The 25,864-nt window shown below is 39.9% G+C and carries 32 protein-coding genes; 27 read left to right on the top strand and 5 right to left on the bottom strand.

Features of this window, described 5'->3' with window-relative positions; all coding sequences use genetic code 11:
- The first annotated feature begins 48 nt into the window (after positions 1-48).
- The 14 genes from ACRWQM_RS10230 to ACRWQM_RS10165 all read left to right on the top strand — a co-directional run bounded on the left by ACRWQM_RS10230 (position 49) and on the right by ACRWQM_RS10165 (position 9,494).
- Positions 49-234 (top strand): Cro/CI family transcriptional regulator, encoded by a 186-nt coding sequence (locus ACRWQM_RS10230; RefSeq protein WP_434929903.1) that lies wholly within the window; start codon positions 49-51, stop codon positions 232-234.
- A gap of 26 nt (positions 235-260) precedes the next feature.
- Positions 261-854: a toxin YdaT family protein gene (locus ACRWQM_RS10225; protein ID WP_226410162.1), complete on the top strand. Its 594-nt coding sequence runs from the start codon at positions 261-263 to the stop codon at positions 852-854.
- Between the two features lie 2 nt (positions 855-856).
- Positions 857-1,060, top strand: a complete 204-nt coding sequence (locus tag ACRWQM_RS10220) for a hypothetical protein (RefSeq protein ID WP_434929902.1) — start codon at positions 857-859, stop codon at positions 1,058-1,060.
- Position 1,061: 1 nt separating this feature from the next.
- The gene (locus tag ACRWQM_RS10215; RefSeq protein ID WP_434929901.1) at positions 1,062-1,625 is read left to right on the top strand and encodes a hypothetical protein; all 564 of its coding nucleotides are present in this window, start codon (positions 1,062-1,064) and stop codon (positions 1,623-1,625) included.
- Between the two features lie 161 nt (positions 1,626-1,786).
- A complete protein-coding gene (locus ACRWQM_RS10210) occupies positions 1,787-2,542 on the top strand; it encodes a helix-turn-helix domain-containing protein (RefSeq protein ID WP_434929900.1) in 756 nt (251 codons plus the stop codon).
- Positions 2,539-3,201, top strand: a complete 663-nt coding sequence (locus ACRWQM_RS10205) for a replication protein P (protein WP_434929899.1) — start codon at positions 2,539-2,541, stop codon at positions 3,199-3,201. Before ACRWQM_RS10210 ends, ACRWQM_RS10205 begins: the two co-directional genes overlap by 4 nt.
- Positions 3,194-3,424 carry a hypothetical protein gene (locus tag ACRWQM_RS10200; protein ID WP_434929898.1) on the top strand — a complete coding sequence of 77 codons (231 nt, stop codon included), beginning with the start codon at positions 3,194-3,196 and terminating at the stop codon, positions 3,422-3,424. Before ACRWQM_RS10205 ends, ACRWQM_RS10200 begins: the two co-directional genes overlap by 8 nt.
- Entirely contained in the window at positions 3,424-4,683 is a 1,260-nt protein-coding gene (locus tag ACRWQM_RS10195) for a tyrosine-type recombinase/integrase (protein ID WP_434929897.1), read from the top strand. The genes ACRWQM_RS10200 and ACRWQM_RS10195 overlap by 1 nt, the downstream gene beginning before the upstream one ends.
- A gap of 54 nt (positions 4,684-4,737) precedes the next feature.
- The gene (locus ACRWQM_RS10190; protein WP_434929896.1) at positions 4,738-4,956 is read left to right on the top strand and encodes a helix-turn-helix domain-containing protein; all 219 of its coding nucleotides are present in this window, start codon (positions 4,738-4,740) and stop codon (positions 4,954-4,956) included.
- Positions 4,956-5,324, top strand: a complete 369-nt coding sequence (locus ACRWQM_RS10185; protein ID WP_434929895.1) for a hypothetical protein — start codon at positions 4,956-4,958, stop codon at positions 5,322-5,324. The genes ACRWQM_RS10190 and ACRWQM_RS10185 overlap by 1 nt, the downstream gene beginning before the upstream one ends.
- Positions 5,325-5,889: 565 nt before the next feature.
- Positions 5,890-6,543, top strand: a complete 654-nt coding sequence (locus ACRWQM_RS10180) for a hypothetical protein (RefSeq protein WP_434929894.1) — start codon at positions 5,890-5,892, stop codon at positions 6,541-6,543.
- Positions 6,544-6,778: 235 nt separating this feature from the next.
- Positions 6,779-7,285 (top strand): hypothetical protein, encoded by a 507-nt coding sequence (locus tag ACRWQM_RS10175; protein ID WP_434929893.1) that lies wholly within the window; start codon positions 6,779-6,781, stop codon positions 7,283-7,285.
- Between the two features lie 392 nt (positions 7,286-7,677).
- The gene (locus ACRWQM_RS10170) at positions 7,678-8,586 is read left to right on the top strand and encodes a hypothetical protein (protein WP_434929892.1); all 909 of its coding nucleotides are present in this window, start codon (positions 7,678-7,680) and stop codon (positions 8,584-8,586) included.
- Positions 8,587-8,999: 413 nt separating this feature from the next.
- On the top strand, positions 9,000-9,494 hold the full coding sequence (locus ACRWQM_RS10165; RefSeq protein ID WP_434929891.1) for a hypothetical protein: 495 nt from the start codon (positions 9,000-9,002) through the stop codon (positions 9,492-9,494).
- Positions 9,495-9,522: 28 nt separating this feature from the next.
- Here the strand turns inward: ACRWQM_RS10165 and ACRWQM_RS10160 are convergent, their stop codons facing one another.
- On the bottom strand, positions 9,523-10,473 hold the full coding sequence (locus ACRWQM_RS10160) for an IS110 family transposase (RefSeq protein ID WP_434929890.1): 951 nt from the start codon (positions 10,471-10,473) through the stop codon (positions 9,523-9,525).
- Between the two features lie 526 nt (positions 10,474-10,999).
- Between ACRWQM_RS10160 and ACRWQM_RS10155 the strand changes: the two genes are divergently transcribed.
- The 8 genes from ACRWQM_RS10155 to ACRWQM_RS10120 all read left to right on the top strand — a co-directional run bounded on the left by ACRWQM_RS10155 (position 11,000) and on the right by ACRWQM_RS10120 (position 16,548).
- A complete protein-coding gene (locus tag ACRWQM_RS10155) occupies positions 11,000-11,296 on the top strand; it encodes a hypothetical protein (RefSeq protein ID WP_434929889.1) in 297 nt (98 codons plus the stop codon).
- The gene (locus ACRWQM_RS10150) at positions 11,293-13,062 is read left to right on the top strand and encodes a hypothetical protein (RefSeq protein WP_434929888.1); all 1,770 of its coding nucleotides are present in this window, start codon (positions 11,293-11,295) and stop codon (positions 13,060-13,062) included. The genes ACRWQM_RS10155 and ACRWQM_RS10150 overlap by 4 nt, the downstream gene beginning before the upstream one ends.
- A gap of 24 nt (positions 13,063-13,086) precedes the next feature.
- Positions 13,087-13,299 (top strand): hypothetical protein, encoded by a 213-nt coding sequence (locus ACRWQM_RS10145; protein ID WP_434929887.1) that lies wholly within the window; start codon positions 13,087-13,089, stop codon positions 13,297-13,299.
- Between the two features lie 137 nt (positions 13,300-13,436).
- Positions 13,437-13,916 carry a hypothetical protein gene (locus ACRWQM_RS10140; protein WP_434929886.1) on the top strand — a complete coding sequence of 160 codons (480 nt, stop codon included), beginning with the start codon at positions 13,437-13,439 and terminating at the stop codon, positions 13,914-13,916.
- Entirely contained in the window at positions 13,916-14,128 is a 213-nt protein-coding gene (locus ACRWQM_RS10135) for a hypothetical protein (protein ID WP_434929885.1), read from the top strand. Before ACRWQM_RS10140 ends, ACRWQM_RS10135 begins: the two co-directional genes overlap by 1 nt.
- Positions 14,129-14,430: 302 nt before the next feature.
- Complete coding sequence (locus ACRWQM_RS10130; protein WP_434929884.1) at positions 14,431-15,237, top strand: hypothetical protein; 807 nt, start codon at positions 14,431-14,433, stop codon at positions 15,235-15,237.
- A gap of 20 nt (positions 15,238-15,257) precedes the next feature.
- Entirely contained in the window at positions 15,258-16,088 is an 831-nt protein-coding gene (gene rlmA, locus ACRWQM_RS10125; RefSeq protein ID WP_434929883.1) for a 23S rRNA (guanine(745)-N(1))-methyltransferase, read from the top strand.
- A 253-nt stretch (positions 16,089-16,341) separates the two neighbouring features.
- The gene (locus tag ACRWQM_RS10120; RefSeq protein ID WP_226410119.1) at positions 16,342-16,548 is read left to right on the top strand and encodes a cold-shock protein; all 207 of its coding nucleotides are present in this window, start codon (positions 16,342-16,344) and stop codon (positions 16,546-16,548) included.
- A gap of 247 nt (positions 16,549-16,795) precedes the next feature.
- Here ACRWQM_RS10120 and ACRWQM_RS10115 read toward each other — a convergent pair whose 3' ends face one another.
- From ACRWQM_RS10115 to ACRWQM_RS10100, 4 genes are all read right to left on the bottom strand, one after another.
- Positions 16,796-17,716, bottom strand: a complete 921-nt coding sequence (locus ACRWQM_RS10115; protein ID WP_434929882.1) for an ABC transporter ATP-binding protein — start codon at positions 17,714-17,716, stop codon at positions 16,796-16,798.
- The gene (locus tag ACRWQM_RS10110) at positions 17,713-18,552 is read right to left on the bottom strand and encodes an ABC transporter permease (RefSeq protein ID WP_434925932.1); all 840 of its coding nucleotides are present in this window, start codon (positions 18,550-18,552) and stop codon (positions 17,713-17,715) included. Before ACRWQM_RS10110 ends, ACRWQM_RS10115 begins: the two co-directional genes overlap by 4 nt.
- Positions 18,553-18,609: 57 nt before the next feature.
- Entirely contained in the window at positions 18,610-19,260 is a 651-nt protein-coding gene (locus tag ACRWQM_RS10105) for a YceH family protein (protein WP_434925933.1), read from the bottom strand.
- 114 nt (positions 19,261-19,374) lie between these two features.
- Complete coding sequence (locus ACRWQM_RS10100; protein WP_434929881.1) at positions 19,375-20,205, bottom strand: CvfB family protein; 831 nt, start codon at positions 20,203-20,205, stop codon at positions 19,375-19,377.
- Positions 20,206-20,802: 597 nt separating this feature from the next.
- On the opposite strand from ACRWQM_RS10100, the gene speA reads away from it, so the two are divergent.
- The 5 genes from speA (at position 20,803) to ACRWQM_RS10075 (ending at position 25,859) form a co-directional block, all read left to right on the top strand.
- Positions 20,803-22,713 carry a biosynthetic arginine decarboxylase gene (speA, locus tag ACRWQM_RS10095; RefSeq protein WP_434925935.1) on the top strand — a complete coding sequence of 637 codons (1,911 nt, stop codon included), beginning with the start codon at positions 20,803-20,805 and terminating at the stop codon, positions 22,711-22,713.
- A 109-nt stretch (positions 22,714-22,822) separates the two neighbouring features.
- Complete coding sequence (locus ACRWQM_RS10090) at positions 22,823-23,752, top strand: adenosylmethionine decarboxylase (RefSeq protein ID WP_434929017.1); 930 nt, start codon at positions 22,823-22,825, stop codon at positions 23,750-23,752.
- 383 nt (positions 23,753-24,135) lie between these two features.
- Complete coding sequence (pdxH, locus tag ACRWQM_RS10085; RefSeq protein WP_434925936.1) at positions 24,136-24,777, top strand: pyridoxamine 5'-phosphate oxidase; 642 nt, start codon at positions 24,136-24,138, stop codon at positions 24,775-24,777.
- Positions 24,778-24,789: 12 nt separating this feature from the next.
- Positions 24,790-25,242, top strand: a complete 453-nt coding sequence (locus tag ACRWQM_RS10080) for a YaiI/YqxD family protein (RefSeq protein ID WP_434925937.1) — start codon at positions 24,790-24,792, stop codon at positions 25,240-25,242.
- 41 nt (positions 25,243-25,283) lie between these two features.
- Positions 25,284-25,859 carry a YceI family protein gene (locus ACRWQM_RS10075; protein WP_434929880.1) on the top strand — a complete coding sequence of 192 codons (576 nt, stop codon included), beginning with the start codon at positions 25,284-25,286 and terminating at the stop codon, positions 25,857-25,859.
- Positions 25,860-25,864: the final 5 nt, after the last annotated feature.

Genomic DNA, 25,864 nt, shown 5'->3' with positions numbered 1-25,864 from the left:
TTAACTATAGTTATATTATCGTGTTGTTATTAATTTATTGGAGTCGTTATGAAGACAGCTGATGTTATTGCTCACTTTGGGGGGCAAGGTCGTTTAGCTAAAGCTATTGATGTTTCTCAGCCAGCAATTTCAAAGTGGGGGGAGACTGTTCCTGAACTTCGGGCTTATCAGATTCAGGTTCTTACAAACGGCAAACTTAAAGCGAATTTTCTGTTAATCAAGCAAGCAGTTTAATTTTAGTTGGTAGTAAGGGAAAGCACATGAAACAAGTATCACGATTAAATTTATTGATGAAAGCCATTAATGCCTGGCTTGAGTTGCCAAAAGTCAGCCGTTCGGTGTTGGCCACTGCGGTAGTCCAGGCGGTTGATGACTTAAAGCTGGCGACGGTATTGGCTAAAGAGGGGATTACGTTTACCTACTCGGATGATATTTACAACGATGCGCGAGTAAATGCGCAAAAGATATTCCGCTGGCTTGGGCAGTACGAAGGGCAGCATGCGGTGCCTGAACGCTTGTTTCATGTTGAACAGGCGATATTGGCCGCGATGCCTGTTGAGTTGCGCATTCGTTATTTGAACGATGTTTATAACATGGTCGGTGTGACTGTGGTGGTTGATCACGTTAGTGATGGGTTGTCGTTAAGCACTAATGATTTGGCTGCAACGCTAACAAAGGAAAATTGTGAGGCGCAAATAGCGGTAATTCGATTGGGTATTGAACCTACTCGCCATGAAATTGAGCAAGCTTACCGCGAATTACGTGAGTCGCGCGGTACTACTCAGGCGGCTATGGATGTTTTTGAGCGTAGTTACCCTTATTTGTCGAACAAATCACTTAAGTCAGTTGGTTAGTTATGGCTGATAACGTTGATGAAGCTAACAAAATAGTTGAACAGCATTTAACCAGTGTATTGGCCAAGACAAAACCGAATTTACCGCCATTAACTGGACGTTGTTTTTATTGCGAATCACCGACGGTTGAACGTTTTTGCGATGCGGATTGCCGTGATGATTATGAACGTGAACAACGTAAAATATTAATGCGTAAGCGGGGATGATATGACTCAGTTAAGTGATAACAGTTTGGTTGAAGGTAAGGATATTTCACCAGAGTTTGCTGATTTTTTGAGAAAGCAGGAAGAAGCAGCTGATCCACAGGTTGCATTGTTGGTTGCTCAGGCTGACGCGTTGATGATGAAGGCTGCGGCCTTGGCTAAAGATGCTTCACCTATGTGTGAAATCGATTTTAGACGTAATAGATCAACTTTGTATGGGTTTAATACCTTAGATAATTTTAGCCGTTCACAGGTTGGCCGAATGATTGATGTGTTAAAGCGTGAACCCGAATTGCTTGAGGTTAACGCAGAACGCTTAGAGGCTATTGCGGTTAAGATTGTGAGTAAAGTGCTGTTAGGTGATTCAAATACCTTGTTGTTACCGCAAGTCAGTGTGGATTGGTTTATGGGTTATTTGCTGATGGAAGAAAAGCGCGCCGAGCGTTCAATTGAGATAACAAGAATAGACCCAGTTAATCAGGCCAAACATATCAAACGGCGCGATATTTATTACCAGTTACGGACTAACTTGGCGCGAGATATTTATGTTGAAAGCAGAAATGAATGATCAACTTTTTTGTATGTGTGTTTTGAAAATAAGAAACCCCGCTTAAGTTTGGCGACCTGAGCACGGGGTTAATACCTAAAGAGAGGCAATATTATGTTACGCAAGCATTTGTGTTTCGTCAATTTAGCGTTTGCTGAATTGTTTGTGTGGGAGTGCCCCGCATGAGTATGGAGTTAATGGTTAAGGCCATGAAGGCGAAAGTGGGTAATCCGCTGCGTAAGTTGGTTTTACTTAAACTGGCTGATAACGCTAACGACCAAGGCGAGTGTTGGCCTAGTTATAATTACATTGCTGAGCAGTGTGAAATGAGCCGTCGTAGCGTGATGGACCATGTTAAAAAACTCGAAAAGTCGGGCTTTTTGCGTCGTGAATATCGCAAGGGTGTTAAGGGTAATTCATCTAATGTTTTTCATCTGGATTTTGATGAAAACACAGGTTTAGGTGGTGAATCTGCTGCACTACCTAGTGAATCTGTCGCACTACCCCCTAGTGAATCTGCTGCACTACCTAGTGAATCTGCTGCACTACCCCTAGTGAATCTCCTGCACCCAGAACCAGTCACTTTAGAACCAGTCAATGAATCTTTAAAAGATGTAGTCACCACATCAAAAAAATCACCTTTTGATTTTTCAAGTTGGCCAGCTTTGCCAAGCGATCAAGTTTTTAAAGATTGGTTAGCCGTGCGTCAGCAGAAAAAAGCCAAGTTAACCCAAACTGCGATTAATCGCCTGGCACCGCATTTGGTGAAAGCGGTTGAGGCGGGTTGTTCGGTTGATACGGTTTTTGAGTTGTGCGTGTCACGTTGCTGGATTGGTTTTGAATTTGATTGGTTGGTTAACGCTGGCTTGGTTGCTAGGCAAGCGGTTAAGGCTGATTGGTCACACGCTGTTTTTGACCCGGAGGATCCCTTGATATGAAATCGATTCAGTCAGTGATTAATTCAACTCAGGTGGGAATGCCAAACGCTGGCCGCGCTAACAAGCAGCCATCGGCTATGGATATGGCGATTGTTGACAGTGTGTTTAATAAACTTCGTGTGTTGTTTCCGGTTGGTGCGCCAAAGGTTGAGGATGAAGCCGCCCACAAAAGTGAATGGCTTAAAACGTTGGCATTGCAAGAGGTTCGCACCAAAGAACAAGTGCAAATGGGGTTGAACAGGGCTAGACGTGAGCAGGGTGACCGCCAGTTTTGGCCAACGCCACGCCAGTTTGCGTTGTGGTGTATGCCTACGGCTTGTGATTTTGGTTTGCCTGATTCGGATTCGGCGTTTCGTGAGGCTAAAAAACATTATCACAGCCCGATGAAACACAAGTGGAGCCATGATGTTGTTAGGTTGGCTGTGCGTGAATGTGGCTCGTGGTTGTTTGCGACGGGCATTGAGAAAGATGTGCTAACCATGTTCACACGCCAGTATGAGATTTTATGCCGCAAGTTTGCCAAAGGTGAGTTGGTTGATGTTGAGTTACCTAAGGCGTTATCGACCCGTGCGACACGGCGCATTGAACCTGCTGAGGGCAAGGCCTTTGTTGCGAAGTTTAGACGTCAACTTGGTTTAAGGAGTGCTAACGATGAGTAACCCAGTTAAAAAACCGTTAACCCAAAAAGAGCGTTTGTGTGTGGTGTTGAGTACAGGCCGTTTTTTAACCCTGTATGAGATCCAGCAGCAGTGTTTTGACCAGTTTGGTGTGCACGATAGCGAAACGGCATTGAGTGCTAGATGGCGTGATTTGCCTCATTCGGTTAAGCAAAAGCGCCGCCGTGATAAGTGCCATGCCTGGGAATACAGGTTGGTGGCTTGATGGTGAAGGCTGCGAAAGGGGTTGAGGTGGGCAAGTTAAACGATGCGGCGTTAAAACGTTGGTTAAGCGGTGGTGTTATACGTGATTATCGTGATCCTCAATTTCCTGAAATTCGTTTACGTGCAGCAACTGGCCGAACGCGGGCGAGTGTTCATTTGGTGTTGAATGAAAACGGTAAAACGGTTTGGCAAAAGGTGGGCACCTGGCCAAGCATGTGTATTAAAACCTTGTGTGCTGACTTACCGGTAATGCTGGCTAAACGTAATGTGGGCGGCATGGTGACGGGGCAGTTTGATTCGGTTGGCAGTTTGCTTGAGTGGTACCAGGAACACATTGCCAATAACACCACCTACAGCAAAAGTTGGCGCAGTAATATTAAGTCGATGATCAAGTGTCATTTGTTGCCTAGATTGGCTGATGTTCGTTTAGCGAATGTGAGTTTTATGACGATTGACGGCTATTTGGTTAAGCCGATGTTGGTTGAGGGGTTTTCGCCTAAGTACATTCGTGAGGCGGTGAATAAGCTAAAAGCGGTGTTTGCTGCGGCGTCAAAGCTGCGTTTGATTAATGCTAATCCTTTAGCCGGTTATCGGGTGACGTATTCAATTAAGGTGGGTGATGTGGTTGATACTCGGTTGTTTGAGTCTGATTTAGCTAAATTGTTTACTCGCTTAAGTGAGGTGGTGATGCCGGTGCAGATGTTGTTTGTGTTGATGATGATGTTTGGCACTCGCATTAACGAAACTCGGTTAGCGCGATGGGAACACTTTGCGGGTGATTATTGGGTGATACCTGCCAGCAATGCCAAGAATAACCAAGAGCATCGAGTGCCTATGACCGATTCAGCTAAGGCACTTATTGAGCATTATAAACGTTGGCAGCTTAAGCATGTGGGCAAACGGGCTTATTTGTTCCCTGGCAATATTGGCGCTATTTCAATTCGTTCTGCTCATGATTGGCATACCCAGATTAGGTTTAAGCATTTCACTAGCCATGATTTACGGCGTCTATTTAGAACCATCGTTGCTGACCTAGGTGTCGATACCATGATTGGTGAACGATTGCTTAATCATGCCTTGCCTGTGTTGCTGCGTAAGTATGTTAAATCAACCTTAGATAAGGGCATGAGCCAAGCGTTAGACCAATATCATCAATATTTAATTTATCGTGGGTTTTCTTCTGTTGCGCCCGAGATATTGCCTAGATCGTCAGTGGAAGTTGGGAACGGTCAAACCCTGACTGCCAGTGGGTGGCTGTGATGATCACTGCATCATTGTTAGAAGAATATGCAATTAGAGGTTTTTGGGGGCTAAATGGTATTACGCGGGTTTGAATTTTTGAAAAAGGGCAGGAATATTCGCGGGCTAACCCAGACCGAAGTGGCCGAGATTTATGGGGTAAGCGAGCGGACTTATCAGCGTTGGGAACGGGGTGATGTGAGAGTGCCATTTGATGATGTTTCGGCAATATGCGCCCAGGTGTTTAAGTTAGGGATTGATGAAATAAGTGCGCTTATTAGTGGTGAAGAATAATGGCGAAGATTAATGTGCAGCAGCTGCAGCATCAACAAGTGACACTGAACATGAAAGCGTTACGTCATGGATTAACACGCTGGGGTAACTATTGGGCCCATCAAGAATATGGACAAGGGTTCGCAAGCCGAAGCCAGTGCGACAAGTTAGGTGAGGTGATTGTTTACGGTAGTTCGGCAGTGGTCGAGATAACGCCCCCGCGTGAAGTTAGGCTGTTCGACCAGATGATTGAGCAGTTAGCACCGCAATGCATACGGGCCATTAGAACGCACTATATATGCAAAGGGCAGTGGGCCTTGATGGGATTCGATAGCAAGAAGTCTTATGTGTACTGGTTGAGAAGGGCGGAGATAGGGTTAGTGGAGTGAGTTATGATTATAAATATTATTGATGGCGACAGTGCGGTTGTTAGTAAGCGTCTGATTTTATGTGGCTTTTGTTCTTGAGTGTCATTACTTTTTTAATGGGTCCTTCTGGCTCGGTGCACTGCGGTGGTGGATAAGCGCAGTGCTTCACTATTTATGAAAAATTTAGGGGGTTGCGTTGTTGTTTTATCAACCCTATCAAAACCAATCAATATCAGGATAGTAAGGTCGTATTTAAGTAATTGAATATGTTTAGTTATATCCTTTAAAGAGTGTCTATAAAGACCGCATAGCTTTTGCTCCCCTCAAACACCAACTTTTGATCACCCTCGATCTTTTTATTTTTTCAGATGGAATGTTACAGCTGCATGCATTCTGTGAGCATCATCATGACACTAAAATTCTCGCTTCATTCGAACTAAAACGTGATTGAATTTAGGTTGTAAAGCTGATAAGTTATTAAAAGTATTAATAATTAAAGTAGTATGGACGCTGTATTTTAGTCGGCATTCTCTGAATGTTTATTGGATTCATGCTAATACGCTTTAGGTACCTACAAAGGATTGTCATGAGTTTTAAATTTAATCTTTCTGGCTTGGCGGCTATATATAATGAGTCTCTTCGCCGATCTGAGCCAACTTTGGCTTTTGAAATAATTCATGGTCGTGGCCGGTTTGTATTTATGATGTTCTTTTCGCAAGAAGATAATGAGTCCAAAGACAGGCTGTTTGTGCAATTAAGAAATACCCAAGTTTTTCTTGAGTTGAAAGCTTACGGGAGTCATAGAAATGGTGACTTCATTATCTATTTTAAAGAACAAGACAAAGAAGCAATCATCAACGAATTGATGCTGGACGGAGGTGAGAGAGAGTTCAGCTTTGAGAGATTTTTGGAAGAGCTAAATCGTCAAATACCAGTTGAACTTCCGCTTCAGAGTAAGTTAGATAAAATCAGAGAGATTTGGCCTCAAGTAGCGCCCAACTTGGTTAATGTTGTAGATGACGCAGATAAAACAAATCTTATAGGAATTAAGAAACTTTCTAAGGGTAAAAAACCAAAAGATAAGACTCTCAGAAAGCTTTATATACATACAAACGGAAGTGCTGAGGTAATATCAAATCTTATAGATGCGCTTAAGACTGCGCGCGTCACCTTGGCTTGGACAAATAGAGATGTTGATGAAATATCTTTTGCGGAGCTCATGGCAAGAATCAATGCCTAACAAGCGGCAGCACGGTGACAGCTTCTCCGCCGCTTCGGGGATACAAAACGGCACGTGTTCCGGGCGTTGAGGCTGTAGAATTACTCTTTTTTAAGAAAAACAGCCTTTTTCTGGGTTCCAAATGCATTACCTAATGCTTTAAAAACGCTTAGAGTTAATTACAGGAGCTCGTTATTTAATTAAATTTGGTTGTTAGAGTTATTCTGCAGCCTTGTTAGAGATAAAGGGAGGTTGAGTGCGCGATATCTTTGGTTATCATAAGCAAGATTTTAACGAGATTAGGCGTTTGTGCTTGATTTGTCATGGTTTGGATCTAACAACTAGTAGTCTTTCATCAACGACATCTAGATTGATTATGTCTAAAAGTGTCGAAAATACATTACATAATTTAGTATCAAGTAACCTTTTAAGTCTCGTAATTGCTATAAGAGTTAACCTTTATCAAGGTGTAATTGACCAACCTAACCTAGATTTACCTGATTCAGCATGGTTATATTATGATGCAAAATTAGTTGAGCAACCTGCGACATTAAAACAGGTCTGCGATAAAATAATTCATGCTGATTCCTTTTCAAAAACAGTGCCGCCTAGTGGATTAATTGATCCTGATTGTAGGATTGCAGTCCAATTCAAAGGCGTTGAGTTTAAAAAAGCTTGGACTCTAAACGTTGTATTAGAGAGTTTTGTAGAGGATATTCTAACCTTACTTGATAGTATTGACCAAAGTATGGCTAACAAATAATCAAGACTCAAAACAGTATGCTGTTTTGTTTCTCAACATTTTAACGTATTATTTTTGTTCTAATTTTATGGACGTTGAGCTAAGCCGCTAGGCGGAGCCAAATGCTGACTCAATCGAGTGTATTAACCTCATTGAATCAGTTAGACTTAAAAAAATGTGATGGAACACCACTATGAAAAGGGAATTGCAATTGAACACATACAAATCAAGCCTCATAATCAATTCAACATTGCTTTGCAGCCCAGAGCTAGCATCAAAAAAAGCAAATTCCTATAGCATAACGTAAATCCATTAACCTGGACTCGGCAACGGTCAAGTCAAACAAGCGGTTTGTGCCATGCAAACAGCGCAACGCATAAATACTAAAACGTTAGGTATTTAGGAGTACTCATTTGGAACTTGTCACTAAAGTCAGAAAAAATTCTTGGCTATTTCTTCGAAGAGCAATAAAAGAATTGGTGAGCCATGATGATTCCAAAGATAACGGACTAACTGAAGAAACTGCAACAATTTCAACAATGTTTATTCAAATTGCTTTTGAGCTTTCGTTAGTTGCTCACTTTATAAAAAAAGATGGGATTCATGGGATTGTCAAAGGTTCAGACTCTTCACTTACTGAAGAAGAGCTTTTAGCAAAATTTGAAGATAATGATCTAAATACGAAGTCATTCAATTCACTAAAGAAGCAAGCTATTGATAATCATGTTTTTCTTTATGATGACGATAAATGCCTTATCGATGAATTTCAGAAAGTTAGAAATAAATTGGTACATTTGAACTATAAATTTGACACTAATGATTTATATGACCTTAAATACGATCTAACATACTTCATTGTTAAAGTTATTATTCCTATTTTATCTGAAGAGTATGACAGGCCATCCGAAGCTATATCAATAAACCTAGACTCAAAAGATTTCGTAAAATTAATCAATTTCCCTCCTTATGCATATGAAATGTACAAAGTCGCCAAGAAACAATCAGATTTTGTTTATAAGTGTGTTCACTGTGAGAATGAATCACTTGCAGTAGATTATGGCAATGAGCATTGTTATTCATGCTGTTTTGATTATACAGGAGCTGGTTTCATTGATTGTCCTTATTGTAAAAGTCGTGTAGCGATGATCTATGATGCTTTAAACATTGATGCGCAAGGTGATTTAACTATTAGAGCTCTGTGCTTAAAATGTAAAAAGGATGACATGGTATACCATTGCCAAAAGTGTGACGCGGAAGTTGCTCTAAAAGCATCCGCCGGTGGTGGAAAGTGTCATTTTGGATACTGTGAATGGGATGAATAAATACCATACAAGATGCTTAAACTGAAAATTACAGTTAGCTTTTTTCACTACGTTCACTTATTTTAGCCAACAATTTTTTGCCTGTTAATTAGGCGTTGAACTAAGCCGCAGCGCGGAGCCAAATGCTGACTTAATCGAGTTTATTAACCTTATTGAATCAGTTAGACTTAAAAAAATGTGATGGAACACCACAATGACAAGGGAATTTCAATGAAACACCTACAAATCAAGCCTCATAATCAATTCAACATTGCTTTGCAGCCCAGAGCTAGCATCAAAAAAAGCAAATTCCTATAGCATAAAGCGGACCCATTAACCTAGACTAGGCATTGGCCAAGTCCAACAAGCGATTTATGCGTCGCAAACAACGCAACGCATAAATACTAAAACGTTATGTACTTAGAGGTATATTTGTGAAAGATAAAATTTTATGCCAGGCAGGAATTCATGTTTTTTTTCTAAAGGCATCTGTCGCCATTATTGCATTTCTAATAACTGCTGTTGTGGTACAACAACTCCAAGGCTTGGCATCTCAAGAAAGTAAACTATCTGAAGCAAAGGCGGTTGAACAGGCTCAAGTGGATTTCTATAAAGAACAGAAAATCCTTCAAGCGGAAGATAAACTAAAGCAAAAAATTGCATTAGCGAAGTTAGCAGCTATCAGTGATTCCATAAATACAAATGATGCTTTGCTTAATTTAAATGAATCACTGATGGATCTATGCTGGATCTTGTCCTTTAGTAGCCTCTTTATAGGTTTGTTCTTTTGGTACTTACACATACCTTATGTTCAAGTGCCTTCATCTAATATTGAGAAAAATGTACTGGACACCGAAGATTTTTCCGTTTCCGTTTTTTCTTCAACAGAAGAGCCGCAGCAGTATTTAATTAGCGTTAAACGTACATAACAAGAGACTATGGCGTCAATAGTTAATTTTATGCTTTTGGCGCTTCCCATAAAACACCATCTCTTAACATCGAATTTAAGATCACAACCATCTTTCTAATACAGGCAATAATAGCCACTTTCTTTGGTTTTCCTGCCGCAACTAACCGCTGATAAGTCTCTTTAAAAACAGGGTTAGATTGTATCGCTGACATCATGGCCATGTATAAAACCGTTCTCACTTGATGCCGACCCCCTTGGATCTTTCTATGCCCTTTGAAACGTCCACTTTCTTTATTCATGGGTGCAACACCAACTAATGAGCTGGCTTCTTTGTTATTGATATAACCTAATTCTGGTAGGTTGCTGATGATGGACGCAGCAGCAATTTTACCTATGCCTTTCATGCTTTGCAGGATGATATTTTTAGCTTGGTAGTCAGGGTTTGATTCGATGAGATTAACGATTTTAGTTTCAATTTTTGTAATCTGATTTTTAAACACAGTCAGAATAGGTTTGATAGTCATCGCTAGTTCTTTCGGAAGAATTTGAAGTCTGTTCTTCTCCATAGTTTGCATCACCAATAGTTGATTTCGTCTTCCGACTAAATCGCTCATAGCCTGCATTATCTCTGGCTTTAGTGTCGATAGCCGAGGTTTAATCGCTTCACTATAATGGGCGATAAGCTGTGCATCTAGCTTGTCAGTTTTAGCGCGTTGGCCAATTGCACCGGCAAAGCGTTTTATGTGTACAGGATTAGCGATTACGAAGGGTAAATTAGCATTCGCACAAGCCATAATAAACGGCATTTCAAGCCGTCCCGTCGCTTCAATGACAATACGTTCTGGGTGGTGTTTTTTAATGAGCCTCACCGCTTCTTTAATGCCTTTTTCATCGTTAGACACGGTGAAATAGATATCGAGAGGTCGAATATAAATGTCGAGTTGGAACTTGCCAGTATCGACACCGACGTTAATGTTTTGATTAGTTTTTGTTTTCATAATAAGCTAACTCTTGCTTGCAAATGCGGGTTCGAGACCCAGTAGACTATTCGAGTATTTTGCTTGGAGTCGTTTGTCGCGTTCTTTCTTGTTATCGGTCTCTCAATAGAGGATCCAGCACTCAATCGAACTACGACAAATGAAAGCTTTAGTTGCAGCTAAAGCCTGGGTCTCACATTACCCGAAACTGGGAATGATGTGTAATTAGTTGGGTTTATTATCCATACAAGCAACTCTAATGGTATATCTAATGGCGTACCAACTCTCAACCTAGCATTAACACCAGTGTTAATAAGACAAACTACCATCACCAACTCAACAAAAGACGCCTTTGATAATTACCTTAAATTTAGTACAAGCAGGCCTGCTATACGGGGAGCTGTACCGGGCTTATTTGAGTTCTCGCAAGGTGGGTATGCAGACCAGCCTTGGCCTCAAGTACGAAATCAGAATGGACGTAACTATTGGATAATCAAGCAAGGACACCTTGGTTCATGCAATGTATGTATTGATTTGGACTCTTGGTATGAATAACCCATTTTTTAAAATCACAAAGGGGGCAGACCAACTAAGAGTTGGTTCACTCACCGTTGATTTAGACCCTGATTGTGAGCGTTTGTTCATAATGGATAGGACGTCAGGTTTGATTTTACTATATGCCGACAAACCTTTAGGTAATGTTTTTAAGGGGGCTTTCAATCACAAATACACGCTCACTAACAACCTAATATTAGGCATCATTGATTCCAATAATACTTATGAGTGTAAGGTGATTGACGCAATCATGCTTGAGTCAGTATTAGTGCCAGATTTAAATCTATGACCACAATAATCAGATTCACAAGACCTTGGGCTGGTTCAATATCACCAATCACTATTCGATTCGGTGACGATGAACCACCAACACCCATTGATACTATGATTGGTATTGAGTGCGGTTTATATTGGGTTGGCCCTAGTGCAATTGAATCCCAAACAATACTCGTTGAGAGTGCATCTGTTATTGAGATTAATAACGATACGATTTGGTTTACTCACGATTTGACTGACATTCGCATAAACCTAAGTTGGTCTTTTAGTCAGTTAATCACTGTAATCTATGGTGTCCAATGGGATACCACTTACATTGTTAATAGTGATATTAATAACATGTGGGTATCAACACCAAGTTATGAGACTCAAGTTAATCTAAATTGGTTTAGTGAGTCAGGCTTAGGTGATGAACTTGGTTTAATTTGGGTTAATCAAGAGAGTGTGGGCATTAACGTAACGCTTGATATTCACACCGGTGTTACTGTTGATGACTCATTTACGCTTATTTATAACTACCCAGAAGTCACTATTGGTGACAACGAAGTTAAATGGTCTGTGCATTCTGCCAGGTGGATATGTTCAACAGATTACAGACCACCAAAAGTGGGTGTAATTAAAATTCGGTTTAAAGAGAATTACGTTAACACCGCCTCACCCGCTTTGATCAGATTCACACCCTCACCAGAGTATTGTTACTTTGACGACGGTGGCGGGTTAATTGACTCAAACCCAGTGTTACCCAATCTTGATTTTAAAACCCCCATTGAACCCCAATTGCGCAGGTATTATTTAATGCAGCCAACCATTACGTGTATACGCGTGTCTGACAACGTGCCGATTGTGATCAGTAATATCAGTATTAGTCGCAGCCGTGGCCAATGGGCCAGCTCGGTGAGTATCGATTTTTCAAGCCGTATCGATGCCAGCCGCGCTGAAAACCAACTGCTTAAAGTTGGTATAAACGGCTATGAGTTTTATGTTTTACTTGAGCAAACCAGTGTGAGTAAAGTGTTTGGTAACGCGACTTATCGCGGAACAGGCCGCAGCCGCAGCGCCGAACTGACTACGCCATATGTATTGCCGATCAGTTATACCAATTCAACATCACGCAGTTTTGCCGGTTTGCTTTCTGACATGCTGCAATTCACTGGTTGGACTATTGAGCTTAACGGTATCGTTGATTTTAACGTCCCGGCTGGCGCGTTTAGCGTTGGCAATAAATCGCCCATCGATGCAGTGCAAGAAGCGGTAACACAATTGGGCTGTATGCTGTTATCTAATGATGAAGCCAAAGCATTAACCGTGGTACCACGTTGGCCAACTGTGCCATGGTTAATGGATGCTGCGACACCTGATTTAACCTTGCACGATGCAGTGATCACAAGTTACAGCGAGTCGAAAGAAATCGGTACCGAGTGCAATGTGGTTTGGCTTCGTGGTGAGCAGCAGGGCATAAGTGCAAAAGTAAAGCGCGCTGGCACTGCGGGTAATATCGCAACTGATGACATTAGCGCTCAACTGATTGTTGATAATCAGGCCGCTAGAACAGCCGGTACTAACGCACTGGCCGATACAGGCAATAAGCTTAATATCAATATGAGTTTACCGATTCTTGCCGACTTACCACCCGCAACACCTGGTATGTTGATTGGTATTCGTGAAGGTGTGAATGTGTTCAAAGGTACCTGTGATTCAGTCACGATTAGCGCATCGGTTAGCGACACTGGCGACATTGATGTAGAGCAAACCATCACCGTCGTTCGTCATGTGGCATAAGCACGGACGTTGTAAGGAGTATTAATGTTAAAGCAGCTGCAACAAAGCCTAAGTGCCCCGCGTTTAATTATGACGATTAATGTGGCTAATACCGATGGAACGGTTACCGCCACTACTGCCAGCGGCCACACCCAAAGAGTAATCGGCTCTGGCAGTATCGGCGATCATATCTATGTTCAAGGCGGCAGGGTGCTAGGGACGGCACCTGATTTGGTGTTTGTAGAGATAGAGGTTTAGGGGATTATTTATTATTAATAAGTGCTATCTCGTTCCATTTGTTGCCATCGACTATTGAATATTAAATTTGGCGAGAATGATAATAACTTGCTACATTAGCAGCTGATTTTGAGTAATGTATTAAACGAGGTGTTTCTATGGAAGGAAAAGCAGCGTTAAGTCTTTTGCTGTTTGTGGTGTCTCTTACTGCTTCAGCAGAGGTTTATAAGTGCGCTGATGGTAAATATCAGGCTGAACCTTGTGATGGTGAAAGTGTACCGCTAGACCTGAGTAATGTTGGTAGCGTCTTTGCTTCACCAACCAAATCAAATAATGACCTTTCTTCAGACTTTTCCATTTCTGACAAAAAATCAGAAGTCAGTGCTTATATTCGTAAGCAACAAATTAAACGTGAAATAGCAGATCTTGAGCAAGATAGAAAAAAAGTGTTTAAAGAGCGCGACGCCAAAACTAATGAACTGCGTGATCGTGGTCGTTATGCTAACAATAATTTAGCCGGTGCAACCTGGCAACAAAGTTTAGCTCAAGAAATGACTGCTGTGATGCAGCAGGCTGATACGGTTGTTGGTACTATTGACCGCCAGATTGAGGCGCTTCGTTCAGAGTTGAATCAGTAATGGTCTTTCGTCCTGTTAGGGTTGCTGTTGGTGTCACGGTGTTGTTTTCTTTAGTTGCTGTTCTTAATATTTTTGTTCTTGAACCAGCGATAGTCTGTGAAGTTGATTTAACTGACCTTGATTTTACGCAGTTTACTGATGGCGCTGCACATCCTGTGAATGTTGATACCTGGTTTGATAAAGAAAAAAACCAGTGGTGTATGTACGAGTAAAACATAGATGAAATTAATGTGTGTACATCTCTGTGTACATAATGCGGGTTGGTTTTTTGTTTAATCCTTTTGAATTATAGGTTTAGTGTTTACAGTCATATAATCGTGCCAAAATAAAGTGGGTTGTATTGCATCAGCCATAATGAAGTTTCTTGCTAAATGATTTTATTATCTTAGCATTAATTCTGGTTAGGTTAAGTGCTTGTTGATTTATCAATTGAATGATTGCTAGTTTAATATGCAGATAATACGATGTCAGCCGATAACATTCGCAAATCATAATGTAAAAAGGATTTTTTTGAATGCACCAGCATATTTTTAGTCATCCCAATGTGATTCAAATAGAACATCCAACTCTGATTACGGTTCGTTTATTGGACAATATTGATGATTTACTGGTTTTGGCTTCTTTAACTAACCCATTATTTGAAATGATAGTGAGCCAAGTAGCAGGTGTAGAGGCTACGTTAATTGTTCGCCAGCAAGCATTTGTGAATATTGACTATCAACCAACGCATTGTATTGCTGAACAATATGATGTCAATCGCCTGATTGGCCAAGGTGTTAGGCTCTACTCTAGAATGGCCGTAGCCCCTAGGGTATGTATTGAACAGTTGAAAGCAGGTATTGAGATCATCATTCAAGCTGACGGTAAGATGTTTTTTAGTGCTGTTGAGCAGGGTAAGTTTGAATTAATCCCACTAGAGCATGATTTACGATTATTATGCGAGCCACAAGTGTTGGTTGTCGCTAAAACTATTTTAGGGCAAAAACCTAAGCACAGTGAATCTACGGCAGCACTTGCTGTACACATTAGTGAATTGGAGCAGGTTAGGCGTGATATTGCAGGTTATATGCGTGGTGAATCCGGAAAAATTCACCCAGGTGTGTCGACTGAACTGTTAAAACTAGACCATTTATTGCAGAATAAACGTCAATGGCTTTTACGTACTTATCATCAGTCTTTAGAGCGTCCTAGTTTATCTAGGGCTGCAAATGAAGCTTCATTAGATATCGAAAAGCTACAGCAAAAACTAGAATGCTATAACATACTGGCTCCTTTTGATGTCACTGAATTAGTTAATCAACTATCAGATGATGAAAACTAACAACTTATTAAGAATTATTGATGTCCTATATCTGTCCTATTTGTCAGCTTCCTTTAGCTCAAAATCAAACGAAAACCTGGTATTGTACAAACAATCATCAATTTGACACGGCTAAAGAAGGCTATGTGAATTTGTTACCAGTACAAAAAAAGAAATCGAAAGATCCTGGCGACAATAAAGAAATGATGTTGGCTAGACGTGAGTTTTTGAATAAAGGACATTATCAAGCGCTCAGTGATAAAGTGAATCAGTTAGCGAGTGAGTACCAGCCACTGGCAAAAACCATTTTAGATATTGGCTGCGGGGAGGGGTATTACAGCCATCGTTTAGTTAATCAACTTTATCAGACACAAAGTGATTGCCAATTATGGGGATTAGATATTTCTAAAATTGCAATTAAATATGCCGCCAAAAAATATCCAGACATGAACTTTTGTGTGGCGAGTGTATTTGAAATGCCATTTATTGAAAATAGTTTTGATTTAGCTATTCGCATTTATGCGCCATCTAAAGTAGAAGAGCTACAACGAGTCATCAAACCTGAAGGGATACTAATTACTGTCTCTCCTGGGCCAAAACATCACTTTGCTATTAAACAAAAAATTTATGAAAAACCCAGACTCCACCCACAAGAGTCATTAGTATTGCAAGGTTTTGACTATCTCGGTCAGCATAGTCTTGAGTACATGCTGTCATTAACAGATGAAAGTGATATTGAACATTTACTCAATATGACACCTTATGCCTGGAAGTTATCCTTGAGTCAAAAGCAACAGATGGCAGAAGAAGGGCTTAACTGTGAATTAGATTTTAAAATCGAAGTACATAAACGTCATAGTGTTGCAGTGTAAACAGAGTAAATACACCAATAACTTATTGATGAATTTAGATAAACAGAATTAAGTTAAGTAGTAATTAATTAAGCCATGGTTATCATGCCTGTTGACTTATTCTTAAAATGGTTTATAGTTTACATAGCTTGAAGGTTGGACTTATTTTTTGTGTTTCAATACGACCAGTTTCGTCCTGTTAACATAAGTAATACCGGCATTTTCCAGCGTTACCGCCGTTTAGGCTTTATTTTATATTTACAGGATTTATATCATGTCTCAAGTTACTGGTGTTGTTAAGTGGTTCAACTCTGACAAAGGTTTCGGATTTATCGAGCAAGAGTCTGGTCCAGACGTATTCGTTCACTTCCGTGCAATTAACTCAGACGGTTTCAAAACTTTAGACGAAGGTCAAAAAGTTTCTTTCACTGTGACCCAAGGTCAGAAAGGTCCTCAAGCTGAAAACGTTTCTTTAGTTTAAGCTACAATATTTCACTTAGGTGAAATGGACTTAAAGCTGTGGCATTTGCCGCAGTTTTTTTTTGCTTTTTTTTAGGAAAAAATAAATATCATCGTAAGTATAATTTATCCCAATATGATAAATTTTTTGCATCAATTGAAAATGATAACTTATAAATTCAGATATATAAAAAGCCGGTTAACTGAACAGTTATCCGGCTTTTTTGTTCGTACTAGACAGAATCAAACTATGTCCACAAAAACAGCTTCTAGGTTGCGTGTTGAAACTCAGAAGAGAACAAGGTGTCTTCTAATGTACGTCCCTTCATAATCGACTTATATTGCCATTGATGTTGAGCTAATAAACTGAACAGTTGTTGTTCTAAGGTGAAATTAGATTGAGTGGGGTATTCAATAATAAATTGATTATTAGCACTTTGACTGACTTTAGTGATAGCAGTTAACCCAAGTAGAGCATGATGCACCGCGGCCATATCAGCCTTTTTCATAATTAATGTTAGGTAATCGACATCTTGTGCCGTATGAATCGATAATGACTGTTTAAGCTGGCCATCTTCTAAATAAATTACTTGATCACACAATTTTTCTAATTCATCCAAATTGTGTGAGCTAATCACAAATGTGGTACGTTCAGATTGCGCTCTGACAATTTCACGAATTTTCTTAGCATTAGCTGGATCAAGGCCGGCTGTTGGTTCATCTAGTAACACCAATTTAGGCGAGCCGATTAAAGCCTGGGCAATAGAAACTCTTTTACTCATACCGTGACTTAAGCTTTTTGGTTTTGCTTTAGCCACGTTAACTAAATCAACCAACTCTAATACGCGCATTGCTTCAAGTTTGGCTGCTTTACCTTTTATTCCCTGTAATTCAGCAAATAATTTCAGTTGGCTCACAATAGAACAGTCTGGGTCTAATTGCGCATCTTGTGGTAATGCAGAAAGCAGACCTTGTAATTTAGGACTACCAACGGGCTCGCCCAAAATAGTGACATCCCCTGCACTGGGTTTAATATAACCACACAAAATACTAAAAAGAGTTGTTTTCCCTGCCCCATTAGGGCCTACGAGGGCAATGGGGGCACCGGCAACCAATGATATATCAACCTTATCTAAGGCTGGCTTACCGTTATAGCTTTTACTGAGCTGCTTGCAGTGTATTAGATTCATAATGCGCTCCTTTGCATAACAATGCGGCCTATGATTAATATGGCCACAGTTTGTAACAATGGAATGGGAGTGTAGGCAAATGCAGCTAAACCTTGGGTATTGACCATGTCAGATAATTGCGAACCCGGCAGTAAATAACTGACAACGTCAAAACCTGGCAATTGAACATTAATTAAGGTAATTACCAGTGAGACAATAATCCATAAAATAACAGCGAAGATACTTGCCTGACGTGCACTATTGGCAATAATAGACAATAGCGCCATCATGGCAATGTAAGGTAATACAACAATCAATACACTGGCAAAAATAATCAAAGCTGTGTTGATTGCAGGAAAAAGTAAGCTACTGTCTCTGCTCATAATTAACGCAATAGCGACGATTAACGTCAGTACAATAAGTAATGATTGAATCAATACTTGACCTATAAATCGCCCTAAAAATAAGCTGTTACGGCTAACTCTTAAACTGATAAAGCGTAAAGTCCCCCGCTGTTTATCTGAGCTAAATTGGTCTGCCGAGATAAAAATACTAAATAATGGGAACAAATATAGCGCTGCAACCCAAAAGACAGCAAACTCTGCAACCTTCCAATTAAACAATTGGTCAAGTGTAGTAGGGCCAAATACCGCCGCCATAAATTCCTTAAAGCTGGGTTGCATAATAATGCTAGCGGCTTCTTTAACAGGGTAAATTAAAATAATACTCCACACCATGATAAAGGCGATTAATGCAATTATGCCACTGCGGCTACTGAAACGCTTTGTCAGTTCGAAACAAGCAAGCAGCCAGATATGGGAAAGGGCTGATGGAGATGATATTGCTGGGTTATTCATAAAGATCCTTTAGTGATTAACGCCCGAAATTAAAATACGATTAAGCAAGTGAGCTTGCTAAGACTGTGATAATAATTTTGCGAATGCTGTCTCTAATACCTCAATTCGTTGTTCTAATTCAGCTATTTTATTATCTTGTAGAGAGTTTTGCTGCGCTTGTGCTGAGACCTCTAAATTCGCAATACTATTGGCTTGGTAATCATCTACCGAGGTACTGAATAATTCAATGTAACGGCAATCTCGTTTACCCGCTTCTCTAGCCAGTTGTGCAATAAAAGGTTTATCTTGTTTTGCTCGCTCGAGCAAAATAGATTCTACTTGGGTAACATCTGAGAATTCATGTAAACGATTAGTGCGTGTTTTTAATTCACCAGGTGTCTGAGCCCCTCTTAACAGTAAAACACACACTAAGGCGTATTCGGCTGAGTTGAGCTTTAAATCGCTAAATTCTGTATTACAAAAACGGTGTTTATATTTAATGACTCTACTGCCAACCCCCGATTGTTCACTGAGCAATCGCTTTTTAGTCAAACCATCAATGATAATCTGTACTTCAGATTCAGTTAAAGACATCACAGGTTCACGGCTACTTTTTTGGTTACACGCTAAAGTGATTGAGTTAAGAGATAAGGGATACTGATCGGGAGTGGTTATTTCTTTTTCCATCAAACAGCCAATCACTCTGGCTTCTAGTGTATTTAATTCCATTGATGGTGTTCCTTAAATAAAAAAGCATGAAGATGTTATAGCATCCTCATGCTTGTTTTAACAACGATATCAATGTAATCGTTTATCTAGTGTACAATAAAATCAATTTATCTATTAAACCAGACGGATACCGTCTTTCTCGATAGTAATTTGTCCACCTTTGAATAATCCACCAATGGATCTTTTAAAGGCTTTCTTACTCATAGCCAATTGTGCATAAATAACGTCGGCATCTGTTTTGTCATGTAAAGGTAAAAAACCACCTGCTTTAGCAAGTTTATTCATAATTTGAATCGCATGTTTATCCAGTTCCTGTTGAGAACCTTTCTGAAGCACTAGGTCAATTTTGCCATCACTGCGTAATGTTTTAATAAAGCCAGTGAGTGTTTGGCCAAAACGTAATTTTTGAAAAACTTCATTTTCATAAATAACGCCCCAATGCTTATTATTGATAATCGCTTTAAAGCCTAAGTCGGTTGAACCACCGATAATCAAGTTTACTTGCTCGCCAACTTCATAATCTGCTGGAGTTTTATCTAAAAACTTATCAACTTTAGATGATGCAACTATGCGTTCGTCGGCCTTATTGGCATGGACGTACACTAAATATGAACGGCCTTCTTCGATGGTTTTGTGCTGTTCGCCAAAGGGTAAGAAAAGATCTTTATCCAGACCCCAATCTAAAAATGCGCCATACTCGCTAAGAGCAGCAACCTTTAAATAGGCAAACTCACCTATCTGTGCGAAAGGTTTTTGTGTGGTTGCAATCACTTTATCTTCAGAGTCTAGGTATAAAAAAACATCAATGTTTTGACCTATTTCATATGTTTTAGGAACAAACTTTTTCGGAACTAACACTTGGCCAAGTTCGAGGGCATTAACATATATACCAAAACTGACTTCTTTAACGACTTCGAGTGAATAGCTTTTTCCGATTTGTATCATGTGAATCTCTATCTGTTGGGGCAAAATAATAGGTGAATATTGCAAATATTCAAAGGCCATTAGTATACACGTTTTTTAAAATTATGAGTGATTTTAGATTAAGAGTGAGCCGATAATAGTATTACACCGTATTGGGTCGAAATTCATCTGTAAAGACAAAAGGAATCTAGGCTTTTTATTAATACCAAAGCTTATTCTACTTGCATTGAAGCACAATGCGCGGTTTAATTGCGCCGCTTTTAAAGGCTCAAGTTTTAAGGTTTAACACACTGACTGATAAGTCTTTATGGCCTTGTAAAAATAGACTTAAGTATTTATGCGGTTATGGATCATAAGTATTCATTTATGCGTTTAGTAAACTTAGACAAGCGTTTGTATTGTCGCCCTAGAATTGATATGCGCTAGGCAGTAAAGCGGCAAATAAAGTACGTATAGATGCTAACAGTGTCACTAAATAACTATAATTTAGCCGACAAAGAGAAAGCTTATCATCTACTATACATCTCATAATGTGCTAACGTTATGATGATTTTATTCACAAGCCATATTACGTCAGAATGTGATTTTGATGTGGTAGGGGAAATACGGAAAATAATTATGTCTGATTGGTCAATTGAAGATGCTCGTGCGGGCTATAATGTCACTCATTGGAGTCACGGCTTCTATGGTATTCGTGAAGATGGGGAAGTGACTGTATCACCTAACCCAAGTCAACCCGATCATAAAGTTGCATTAAGTACTTTAGCCAAAGATTTGGTTAAAGAGGGTGTGTCATTGCCTGTGCTGGTTCGTTTCCCTCAAATTCTACACCATCGTGTAGAGAGCTTATGTGAGGCATTCAATGATGCTATTCAAAAATACGAATATCAAAATGATTATTTATTAGTTTACCCGATTAAAGTTAATCAACAGCAAACAGTTGTTGAAGAAATTTTAGCGAGCCAAAAATCAAAAGAAGTTCCACAGCTAGGTTTAGAAGCCGGTAGTAAGCCTGAGTTAATGGCTGTATTGGCAATGGCTCAAAAAGCCAGTTCTGTGATCGTTTGTAATGGCTATAAAGATAAAGAATATGTGCGTTTAGCACTTATTGGTGAAAAGTTGGGCCATAAAGTTTACATCGTGCTAGAAAAGATGTCTGAACTGCTTATGGTACTAGAGCAAGCCAAGTTATTAGGTGTGACACCTCGTTTAGGTCTACGAGTGCGCTTAGCATTCCAGGGCAAAGGCAAATGGCAAGCTAGCGGCGGCGAAAAGTCAAAGTTTGGTTTGTCTGCTGCGCAAGTTCTTAAAGTACTCGAGCAATTAAAAACCGCTGATATGCTTGATTCATTACAGCTGTTGCATTTCCATTTAGGATCGCAAATTGCCAATATTCGTGATATTCGCCAAGGTGTGGGTGAAGCGGGTCGTTTTTATTGTGAACTGCGCGAATTAGGCGCCAAAATTGATTGTTTTGACGTCGGCGGTGGCTTAGCTGTCGATTATGATGGCACAAGAAGCCAAAGCAACAACTCAATGAATTATGGTTTAAATGAATATGCGAACAACATTGTTAACGTATTAACTGATTTGTGTAATGAATACGAGCAGCCAATGCCGCGTATTATTTCAGAGTCTGGCCGCCATTTAACCGCGCATCATGCAGTATTGATCACAGATGTTATTGGCACAGAAGCTTACATGCCAGAAGTGATTGTTGCGCCTAACGAAGATGACCCTCAGTTGTTACACAATATGTGGCAATCATGGGAAGAAATCAGCGGTGGTCAAGATCAACGCGCCATCATTGAGATTTATCATGATACCCAAAGCGACATTGCTGAAGCACATTCGTTATTCGCTGCTGGTCAGTTTACTTTGGCGCATCGTGCTTGGGCTGAACAAGCTCATTTACGCGTCTGTCACGAAGTAAAGGGCTTATTAAGTAATAATAACCGCTATCATCGCCCAGTGATTGATGAATTGAATGAAAAATTAGCTGACAAGTTCTTTGTTAATTTCTCTTTATTCCAGTCATTACCGGATGCTTGGGGTATCGATCAAGTATTCCCTGTGCTGCCTTTATCTGGCCTTGATAAAGCACCAGAGCGCCGTGCGGTTATGCTGGATATTACCTGTGACTCAGATGGCATTGTTGATCAATACGTTGATGGTCAAGGGATTGAAACTACATTGCCTGTGCCAGCATGGAGTGCGGAAAGTCCGTACTTAATCGGTTTCTTTATGGTGGGTGCATACCAAGAAATTCTTGGTGATATGCACAACTTATTTGGTGATACTAACTCTGCAGTTATTCGTTTAGATGAAAACGGACTGACTAACATCGAATCAGTACTACAAGGTGACACAGTTGCTGATGTATTACGTTATGTAAACCTAGATGCCAATGCATTTATGCGTACATTTGAAGAGTTAGTAGAACAGCATATTGCACCTGATGAGCGTGTAAGTACTCTTGAAGAGCTTCAAGCTGGTCTAGACGGTTACACTTATCTTGAAGATTTTTAAGATTAATTTATGTAAATCTTAATCAGTAAATCATTGAAGAAAAGGCTTAGTTATGAATAATGACTAAGCCTTTATTTATTTTCAATCAATTGAGTTATGTGTGATTAATATGTTTTTTGAAGGTTCAGAAAAAAAAGTAGCGTTATGCGTTGATCCGAGTTTCGGTTCACTTCGTGCCTTGCCGTTATCTTTCTGGGAACATATTGTCAGTTTAGCCAAGGCAGATATCCTGTCACATATTAACAATGATCAATGTGATGCGTACTTGCTCAGTGAGTCCAGTTTGTTCGTGTGGGACCATCGGGTGGTAATGCTAACGTGTGGTTTATCGACATTAATCGATTCAGTGAGTGCGTTAATTGATAAAGTGACTGAAGATAAGCTGACATTCATTAGCTATCAACGTAAAAATGAATATTTAGCTCATTTACAGGCCAGCACGTTTATAGATGACATTGATACCTTAAGGCTTCGGGTTCCTGGCACCGCTTTTCGAGTCGGTCATTTAGATAATCATCATCACTTTTTATTTAGCAGTGATAAAAGTTGCCAAATTATGTCACAGGATAAAACCTGCGAATTATTGATGTACCACATTAGTGGACCAGTGGCAGATTATTTATGTACTGAGCAGCAAACAGTAGCTGAGATATATAAACTGTTATTGCTAGATGAGCTTTTTGCAGACTTTGAATATGATGCACATGTGTTTACTCCGCTTGGTTTTTCAATCAACGGCATTAAAGATAATTTTTATTACACAGTACATATTACGCCACAAGAGCAAAGCTCGTATGTCAGTTTAGAAACTAATGTAGACCTTGAACAACATCAATCTTATATAGCGTCAACCCTGTTAGCAATATTGAAGCCAAGAAGTTGGGATACTATAGGATTCAATACCGAGATAGCCGCGGCAATAGAACCTAAAAATATATGTGTAGGGCATTGCTCATATCCAATTAAGCAAGGTTATAATGTGATTTTCAGCCACTATCAGCAGACTTGTGCTGAATTATTGAGCCCTGAGTTTTTGTAAGTTAGCAATTTGGAGAGTGTATTGCCATTTTCGTAGCAAGCCTTATTATTTCATATGTCTAAATGCTGATTTAAGTGCGCCAGTGTTCCGCTGTATACCTCGTTTGATATTGAATGTTTTGACAGTGCCAGTACCTTCAGTGTCCAGTTGAATAACCAGCGATAAAGCGATGAAAGTCATTTACGGTCTACATCGAATGAATATAGTTAGTCTAGATTCGGCTGCAGTTGCACCATGTTAAGAATCATTGGATATCTATTACTTGGCAATTGCTACGCTTAGTCTTTAAGTACCACATGTTTGGGCTTAAGCCATAAGTTTAGTTAACCAATTTTTTTGATACAAGCCTGCATGAAGTAGGTTTTATCCTATAAGGGGAAGGTATGAGCGATTTAAGTGATATTCGTCGGGAGTATACTCAAGGTGGATTACGCCGCGCTGATTTACCGATAAATCCGATGGATTTATTTGAAAAGTGGCTCTCACAGGCCAAAGATGCCAATTTAACCGATCCTACCGCTATGTGTGTTGCTACCGTTGATGAAAATGGCCAGCCTTTTCAGCGCATCGTATTGCTTAAAAAATTTGATGATAATGGATTTATATTTTTTACTAATCTCGCTAGTCGCAAAGCAGAGCAATTATCAACCAATAATAAGATAAGCTTATTATTTCCTTGGCATCCTTTAGAGCGACAAGTTGCGGTTATTGGTCAAGCTGAGCCATTATCCATGATTGAAGTCGCTAAATACTTTATGAGCCGACCTAAGGACAGCCAAATCGCTGCTTGGGTATCTAAACAGTCGAGTAAAATTTCTGCTCGCCAAGTTTTAGAAGGTAAGTTTACTGAAATGAAGGCTAAATTCGCTCAAGGCGAAGTCCCGTTACCTAAGTTTTGGGGAGGATACTTAGTGCGTCCACAAAGTATCGAGTTTTGGCAAGGTGGGGAGCATAGATTGCATGATAGGTTTATTTACAGTCAATTGCCTGAGTCAATATGGCAAATTGATCGTTTAGCACCTTAATGAGGACGAGCTATGCAAGCTAAGATTTGGGTGGACGCCGATGCATGTCCTAATCCAGTAAAAGAGATGCTGTTTAGAGCCGCCGAGCGTAAATCGATTAACATTGTCTTGGTAGCGAATCAGATGATTAAAATACCAATATCTCCTTTCATTAAGATGATCCGAGTCAGCTCTGGCTTTGATGAAGCAGATAATTATATTGTCGAGCAACTTAATCAAGGTGATTTAGTGATCACAGCCGACATCCCGCTTGCTTCAGATGCAATTGAAAAAGGTGCTTTAGCTATTAACCCTAGAGGCAATGTCTATACAACTGAAAATATCAAGCAAACAGTCACTATGCGTGATTTTATGGAGGAGATGCGCAGCAGTGGTGTGCATACCCAAGGCCCTAATACTTTTTCACAAACAGATAAGCATGCATTTGCTCAATCGTTGGATAAATGGTTAGTTAAACAACGCTGATCTATACTTATTGTGTTATAAACTCGCAAAAGGATTTTAAGATGAAACTATGGTTATCGTTAATGGTGCTAGGATTACTGTCTAATCAGGCTTTAGCAAGTGATTGGAAGGTGAATAATAGTCAGTCTACAGTCAGTTTTATATCAATTAAAAAAGCCGACGTGGGAGAGGTTCATCGATTTAAACAAATAGAAGGTTTTCTGAGTGATTCTGGTGGATTTAGTTTAACAATAGATTTAAGCAGCGTAGATACCGGAATTAGTGTTCGCGATGACAGAATGCAAGGCTTGTTATTTGAAGTTGCTCAGTTTCCAAAATTACAACTGACAGCCAATATTAACCCAAAGCTCATAAGTGATTTAAAAGTAGGCGAAACGTTAACCACCCAAGTAGATGCTAAAGTTGCGCTCCATGGTGAGCAGCAAGTTTTACCTTTCAATGTGGTGGTCGCTAAATTGTCAGCTACTAAAATGTTAGTGACAAGTTTAATGCCAGTAGTTGTTCACGCTGGAGATTTTAATTTAGTATCAGGGGTTGAAAAGTTACGTGATATCGCCGGACTAACCAGTATCAGTTTAGCGGTTCCAGTGTCTTTTGTGCTAACCTTATCACAGTAGTTCAG

Source organism: Shewanella sp. HL-SH5 (genome assembly GCF_051163755.1).
In the GTDB taxonomy this organism is placed as follows: domain Bacteria; phylum Pseudomonadota; class Gammaproteobacteria; order Enterobacterales; family Shewanellaceae; genus Shewanella; species Shewanella glacialimarina.
This window is presented reverse-complemented; position numbering and strand designations above follow the sequence as displayed.

What these genes read in the sequence shown, in the direction of transcription:
- ACRWQM_RS10230 (WP_434929903.1), top strand. Translation starts at nt 49, where the DNA reads ATGAAGACAGCTGATGTTATTGCTCACTTTGGGGGGCAAGGTCGTTTA.
- ACRWQM_RS10225 (WP_226410162.1), top strand. Translation starts at nt 261, where the DNA reads ATGAAACAAGTATCACGATTAAATTTATTGATGAAAGCCATTAATGCC.
- ACRWQM_RS10220 (WP_434929902.1), top strand. Translation starts at nt 857, where the DNA reads ATGGCTGATAACGTTGATGAAGCTAACAAAATAGTTGAACAGCATTTA.
- ACRWQM_RS10215 (WP_434929901.1), top strand. Translation starts at nt 1,062, where the DNA reads ATGACTCAGTTAAGTGATAACAGTTTGGTTGAAGGTAAGGATATTTCA.
- ACRWQM_RS10210 (WP_434929900.1), top strand. Translation starts at nt 1,787, where the DNA reads ATGAGTATGGAGTTAATGGTTAAGGCCATGAAGGCGAAAGTGGGTAAT.
- ACRWQM_RS10205 (WP_434929899.1), top strand. Translation starts at nt 2,539, where the DNA reads ATGAAATCGATTCAGTCAGTGATTAATTCAACTCAGGTGGGAATGCCA.
- ACRWQM_RS10200 (WP_434929898.1), top strand. Translation starts at nt 3,194, where the DNA reads ATGAGTAACCCAGTTAAAAAACCGTTAACCCAAAAAGAGCGTTTGTGT.
- ACRWQM_RS10195 (WP_434929897.1), top strand. Translation starts at nt 3,424, where the DNA reads ATGGTGAAGGCTGCGAAAGGGGTTGAGGTGGGCAAGTTAAACGATGCG.
- ACRWQM_RS10190 (WP_434929896.1), top strand. Translation starts at nt 4,738, where the DNA reads ATGGTATTACGCGGGTTTGAATTTTTGAAAAAGGGCAGGAATATTCGC.
- ACRWQM_RS10185 (WP_434929895.1), top strand. Translation starts at nt 4,956, where the DNA reads ATGGCGAAGATTAATGTGCAGCAGCTGCAGCATCAACAAGTGACACTG.
- ACRWQM_RS10180 (WP_434929894.1), top strand. Translation starts at nt 5,890, where the DNA reads ATGAGTTTTAAATTTAATCTTTCTGGCTTGGCGGCTATATATAATGAG.
- ACRWQM_RS10160 (WP_434929890.1), bottom strand. Translation starts at nt 10,473, where the DNA reads ATGAAAACAAAAACTAATCAAAACATTAACGTCGGTGTCGATACTGGC.
- ACRWQM_RS10155 (WP_434929889.1), top strand. Translation starts at nt 11,000, where the DNA reads ATGAATAACCCATTTTTTAAAATCACAAAGGGGGCAGACCAACTAAGA.
- ACRWQM_RS10150 (WP_434929888.1), top strand. Translation starts at nt 11,293, where the DNA reads ATGACCACAATAATCAGATTCACAAGACCTTGGGCTGGTTCAATATCA.
- ACRWQM_RS10145 (WP_434929887.1), top strand. Translation starts at nt 13,087, where the DNA reads ATGTTAAAGCAGCTGCAACAAAGCCTAAGTGCCCCGCGTTTAATTATG.
- ACRWQM_RS10140 (WP_434929886.1), top strand. Translation starts at nt 13,437, where the DNA reads ATGGAAGGAAAAGCAGCGTTAAGTCTTTTGCTGTTTGTGGTGTCTCTT.
- ACRWQM_RS10135 (WP_434929885.1), top strand. Translation starts at nt 13,916, where the DNA reads ATGGTCTTTCGTCCTGTTAGGGTTGCTGTTGGTGTCACGGTGTTGTTT.
- ACRWQM_RS10130 (WP_434929884.1), top strand. Translation starts at nt 14,431, where the DNA reads ATGCACCAGCATATTTTTAGTCATCCCAATGTGATTCAAATAGAACAT.
- rlmA (WP_434929883.1), top strand. Translation starts at nt 15,258, where the DNA reads ATGTCCTATATCTGTCCTATTTGTCAGCTTCCTTTAGCTCAAAATCAA.
- ACRWQM_RS10120 (WP_226410119.1), top strand. Translation starts at nt 16,342, where the DNA reads ATGTCTCAAGTTACTGGTGTTGTTAAGTGGTTCAACTCTGACAAAGGT.
- ACRWQM_RS10115 (WP_434929882.1), bottom strand. Translation starts at nt 17,716, where the DNA reads ATGAATCTAATACACTGCAAGCAGCTCAGTAAAAGCTATAACGGTAAG.
- ACRWQM_RS10110 (WP_434925932.1), bottom strand. Translation starts at nt 18,552, where the DNA reads ATGAATAACCCAGCAATATCATCTCCATCAGCCCTTTCCCATATCTGG.
- ACRWQM_RS10105 (WP_434925933.1), bottom strand. Translation starts at nt 19,260, where the DNA reads ATGGAATTAAATACACTAGAAGCCAGAGTGATTGGCTGTTTGATGGAA.
- ACRWQM_RS10100 (WP_434929881.1), bottom strand. Translation starts at nt 20,205, where the DNA reads ATGATACAAATCGGAAAAAGCTATTCACTCGAAGTCGTTAAAGAAGTC.
- speA (WP_434925935.1), top strand. Translation starts at nt 20,803, where the DNA reads ATGTCTGATTGGTCAATTGAAGATGCTCGTGCGGGCTATAATGTCACT.
- ACRWQM_RS10090 (WP_434929017.1), top strand. Translation starts at nt 22,823, where the DNA reads ATGTTTTTTGAAGGTTCAGAAAAAAAAGTAGCGTTATGCGTTGATCCG.
- pdxH (WP_434925936.1), top strand. Translation starts at nt 24,136, where the DNA reads ATGAGCGATTTAAGTGATATTCGTCGGGAGTATACTCAAGGTGGATTA.
- ACRWQM_RS10080 (WP_434925937.1), top strand. Translation starts at nt 24,790, where the DNA reads ATGCAAGCTAAGATTTGGGTGGACGCCGATGCATGTCCTAATCCAGTA.
- ACRWQM_RS10075 (WP_434929880.1), top strand. Translation starts at nt 25,284, where the DNA reads ATGAAACTATGGTTATCGTTAATGGTGCTAGGATTACTGTCTAATCAG.